This window comes from Ilumatobacter sp., assembly GCF_041688325.1.
GTDB lineage: Bacteria > Actinomycetota > Acidimicrobiia > Acidimicrobiales > Ilumatobacteraceae > Ilumatobacter_A.
This window is the reverse complement of sequence record NZ_JBDNIJ010000417.1, coordinates 1-4,184: the sequence shown is the minus strand read 5'-3', so window position 1 is coordinate 4,184 and position 4,184 is coordinate 1. Positions and strand designations below refer to the sequence as shown.

General features: G+C 61.7%; 2 protein-coding genes and 1 pseudogene. All 3 read left to right on the top strand.

Annotation, left to right across the window (positions count from 1 at the left end; translation table 11 throughout):
* Positions 1-175: 175 nt before the first annotated feature.
* Positions 176-1,900, top strand: a complete 1,725-nt coding sequence (locus ACH2EI_RS20555; protein ID WP_395161435.1) for an APC family permease — start codon at positions 176-178, stop codon at positions 1,898-1,900.
* A 26-nt stretch (positions 1,901-1,926) separates the two neighbouring features.
* On the top strand, positions 1,927-3,864 hold the full coding sequence (locus ACH2EI_RS20550) for a primary-amine oxidase (protein WP_395161433.1): 1,938 nt from the start codon (positions 1,927-1,929) through the stop codon (positions 3,862-3,864).
* Positions 3,865-3,919: 55 nt separating this feature from the next.
* A pseudogene (locus tag ACH2EI_RS20545) lies at positions 3,920-4,184 on the top strand (hypothetical protein); the annotation flags it as partial.

Below are 4,184 nucleotides of genomic sequence, written 5' to 3'. Positions count from 1 at the left end.
TCCGTGGGTACGCGTTCCTTCAGAACGTGGGGCGCGGTCACGACGAACTCGGAGTCGAAGCCCGCCGCGAGGATCTACGAGTCGCGGCAGCATTCGACGAATTGACCGCCTCGATCTGACCGAACAGCCGGCACGGCTATCGGCTGCCCGCGCCGTCCGATGGATCAATGCAATCGTGCCACACCAGCGGCATCGTGAGCGCCGGTTCATTGTTTGTGTCGCTGGTACTGACCAGTTTTGGCAGATCAGCGCCTTACCACGCTTTGTAAAAAATACTCTTGCACGACGGACAAGTTTAGAATATATTTCTGCCCGAAGCTCAGCTTCGCTCCGGCTTGATCAGGGGATCCAACTCGGGGTATCTAGCGAGACCTCTGGGGGGATATTTATGTCCGATACAAAGCAAACATCAGCCGACGCTGCGGCCCATGGAGAATTAGCCAAGTCGATAGGGACTTGGCAGGTCTTCGCCGCCGGGGTGGCGCTGGTCGTGGCGTCGACGACGCTGGTGAGCGACTTCCAGGGCTATTTCGCCTTGGGCCTGGCGTTCGCGATGGCCATCTTCGTGGCCTTCATCATGAACCTGCTGTTGGGACTGTCGGTCGCCGAGTTGGCTACCGAGTATCCAAAGGCCGGGGCGCTCTACGAGTACGGCCACGAGATATTCGGCGGCGTCATCGGTAAGTTCCTCGGCATTTTCCTGGCCTTTACCTTCGTAGGTATGTTCGTGTTTGCCGGAGCGGGGGAGACGTCGGCCGGTGGTTTCGGGTTGCAGGCCTTGTTCAACCAGAGCGCCAATCTCAACTGGTACATCGTGGCTCTGACCATTCTGGCCGTGATCCCCAACATCTTTGGAATCCGAACCGCCGCCTGGGTCAGCGCAGTCCTGCTGGTCGGGATGCTCGGTATCCGATGGTTCTTCGGCCTGGCCGGTTTCCTCGGCTTCTCTGATGCCACCTCATGGTCCAGCTCCAACCTCGACACCGGCGGCCCCGGAAGCTTCGACTGGTTCGGCAGCGGCGGCCTGCTGGCCGCCGGTCTCGTGCTGGGCTTCTGGACCTTCGTCGGTATCGAGTTTGTCGCCCCGCTGGCCGAGGAGGTTCGCAATCCCCGTCGCCAAATGGTGGTCGGGATCGTCATTGGTCTGTTCGTGATCCTCGGCACCTCGTTGCTGATGGGCCTCGGCGTGGGGGGCACCCAGCCCGAACCGGGCGTGACCTGGGCCGAGATCACGATTACCGAAGGGGCCGAGTGCGGTGGGAGTTGCCCTCAGCTCATCGTGGGTGAGGCCATGTTCGGTGGCGCCGGTCGTGGACTGATGGCATTGGCCTCGGTGATGGCCACATTGGGCTCGATGACCGTCGCCTTCGCCGCCATCCCACGGATGATCTTCGGTATCGCCCGTGAGGGCAACTTCTTCGGGCCGCTGTCAAAGCCGTTCGCGAAGTTGCATCCCCGATACGACACCCCGGTGCTAGCAACCATACTCTTTGCCTCTATGGCCGGTCTGGCCGCGCTCTTCTCGTCAGACGTGGTCGACTGGATCTACGCCGGGGCCTATGTGTGGCTGCTGATCTACGCCGCCTACCACCTGCTGTTGCTTTCCAACCGGATCCTTCGGCCCGAGAACGAGCGCAGACTCCTCGGCAACGCCGGCTGGGGAATTGGTGTGTTCGGTTTCATCGTCACGATCGTGGCGCTGTACTACGCCTTCCTCGGTGCCCACGGGTTCTTCGCCAAGAAAGCCGCCTGGGTCATCGGTTTCGCCCTGCTGGCATCGATCGTGGCCTTCCTGCTCCCCGGCGATGTCCACGAGGACCACAAGGTCAATCGGCGTCCCAGCCGAGTTGAAGAGAAAAAACTCTCAGAGTCGAACAGTTCCACAGCGGTGACCGATTGACGGGCCCGCCAACGAAAGGACCGGAAATGACAACTATTGCCAGCGAGAACGTGGCGTCGTACGCGCCCGATCACAGTGTGAGCGGTCATCCCCTCGATCGGCTGACGCCCGAGGAGATGGCGGCGGCAGTGGCCATCATCAAGGGCAGCGAGCATTTCGGGCTGCGGATGCGTTTCGCCTCGTTGGCGTTGCATGCGCCGGAGAAGTCAGAGGTTCTCTCGTTCGTTCCCGGGACCGCTTGGGACCGCCAGGCCGATGTGATCCTGCTCGACAACAGCGACGGTGCCGCGGTGGAGATGACCGTCTCGCTCGCTTCGGGCACCGTCACGAGCCACCAACGGCTGGCCGACGTGAAGACGGCGATAATCCTCAATGAGTTCTTCGAGTCCGAGGAGTTGATCCGGACCGACCTCGGCTTCATCGAGGCCATGGCCAAGCGGGGCATCACCAATCTCGACCTCGTCACCATCGATCCGTGGTCGGCTGGCAATTACGGGGACCCGATCGAGACCAGCAATCGCATCATCCGGGCCCTGGTCTGGGTGCGTTCCGAAGAGGGTGACAACCATTACGCCCACCCGGTCGACGGCGTGATGGTCATCATCGACCTGAACGACATGAAGGTGCTCAGGATCGACGACGATGGGGTGATCCCCATTCCCCAGACGATGAACAACTATGCGGCCAAATATCGGACAAACACCCGCACCGACATCAACCCGTTGGACATCGTCCAGTCTCATGGCCCGAGCTTCACCGTCGACGGTGATCGGATCCGCTGGCAGAAATGGGACCTTCGCATCGACTGGACACACCGCGAAGGCCTGGTCCTCAACACCGTCACCTACACCGACGGTGACAGTGTCCGGCCCATCCTCTACCGGGCGTCGCTGGCCGAGATGACCGTGCCATACGGTGATCCCAGTCCGACCCAGGCCAGGAAGAACGCATTCGACGTCGGGGAGTACGGGCTCGGCATGCTGGCCAACTCCTTGAAACTGGGCTGCGACTGCCTCGGCGAGATCCGTTATCTCGATGGCCACTTCGTCGATGGCGACGGCGAGATCGTGACCATTCCTCAGGCCATCTGCATCCACGAGGAGGACGTCGGCATCTCGTGGAAGCACACCGATTTCCGTACCGATGAAACCGAAGTCCGGCGGCTCAGGCGTCTCGTCGTCTCGTTCGTCGCGACCGTCGGCAACTACGAGTACGGGCTGTACTGGTACTTCTACCAGGACGGGCGGATCGAGCTGGACATCAAGTTGACCGGCATCCTGAGCACTGGTGCGCTGAGCAACGGGGCGCCGCCGAAGTATGGAACCGACCTCGGCGACGGGCTCTACGGTCCGAACCACCAGCACTTCTTCTGCGTCCGGCTCGACACTCAGATCGACGGTGTCAACAACTCCGTCGTCGAGGTCAACACCCGCCAGGCGCCGCCCGAGGAGAACCCGTTTGGCAATGCGTTCTACGGCGAGCAGACGGTACTCGCAACAGAGAAAGAGGCCCAGCGGATCATCGATCCTCTGGCCGGTCGCTTCTGGAAGATCATCAGCTCCGAGGCCAAGAACAAGACAGGAGCCCCGACCGGCTACAAGCTCGTACCGGGCGAGAACATCCTGCCGTTCGCCACCGAGGAGTCATCAATCCGTCAACGGGCCGCCTACATGTGGAAGCATTTGTGGGTCACGCCGTACGACCCGGAGGAGAACTACCCGGCTGGGAAGTATCCCAACCAGCATCCGGGTGGCGCCGGGCTCCCGGAGTGGACCGAGGCCGACCGTTCCGTCACCGATACCGACGTCGTGGTGTGGTACGTGATGGGCCATAACCATCTGCCGATCCTCGAGGACTGGCCGGTGATGCCGGTGGCCAACATGGGCTTCACCCTCAAGCCCTCGGGCTTCTTCGACGAGAGCCCTGTGATGGACCTCCCGCCTTCGTCGCAACACTGCCACTGACCCACCTTTCCCGCCGGCCCGGGCCGGTGGCCCTCGTTGTGCGTGTGATCGGTTCTTGCTGTCAAGCATCGACCAGGCCAAATTGGCGAGCGCTGTTGGACGAGTTGTAGTACTTCCTGCCTTCGACGACATCACCCGATATGAGAACAATCCAATCGAGTGCGATCGCGGACGGCCCCAGGCAAGACTCCAGCTACTGCGCGGCCTCGGAACCGACTGGACTGCGTCGACCGTGATCCGTGGGTACGCGTTCCTTCAGAACGTGGGGCGCGGTCACGACGAACTCGGAGTCGAAGCCCGCCGCGAGGATCTACGAGTCG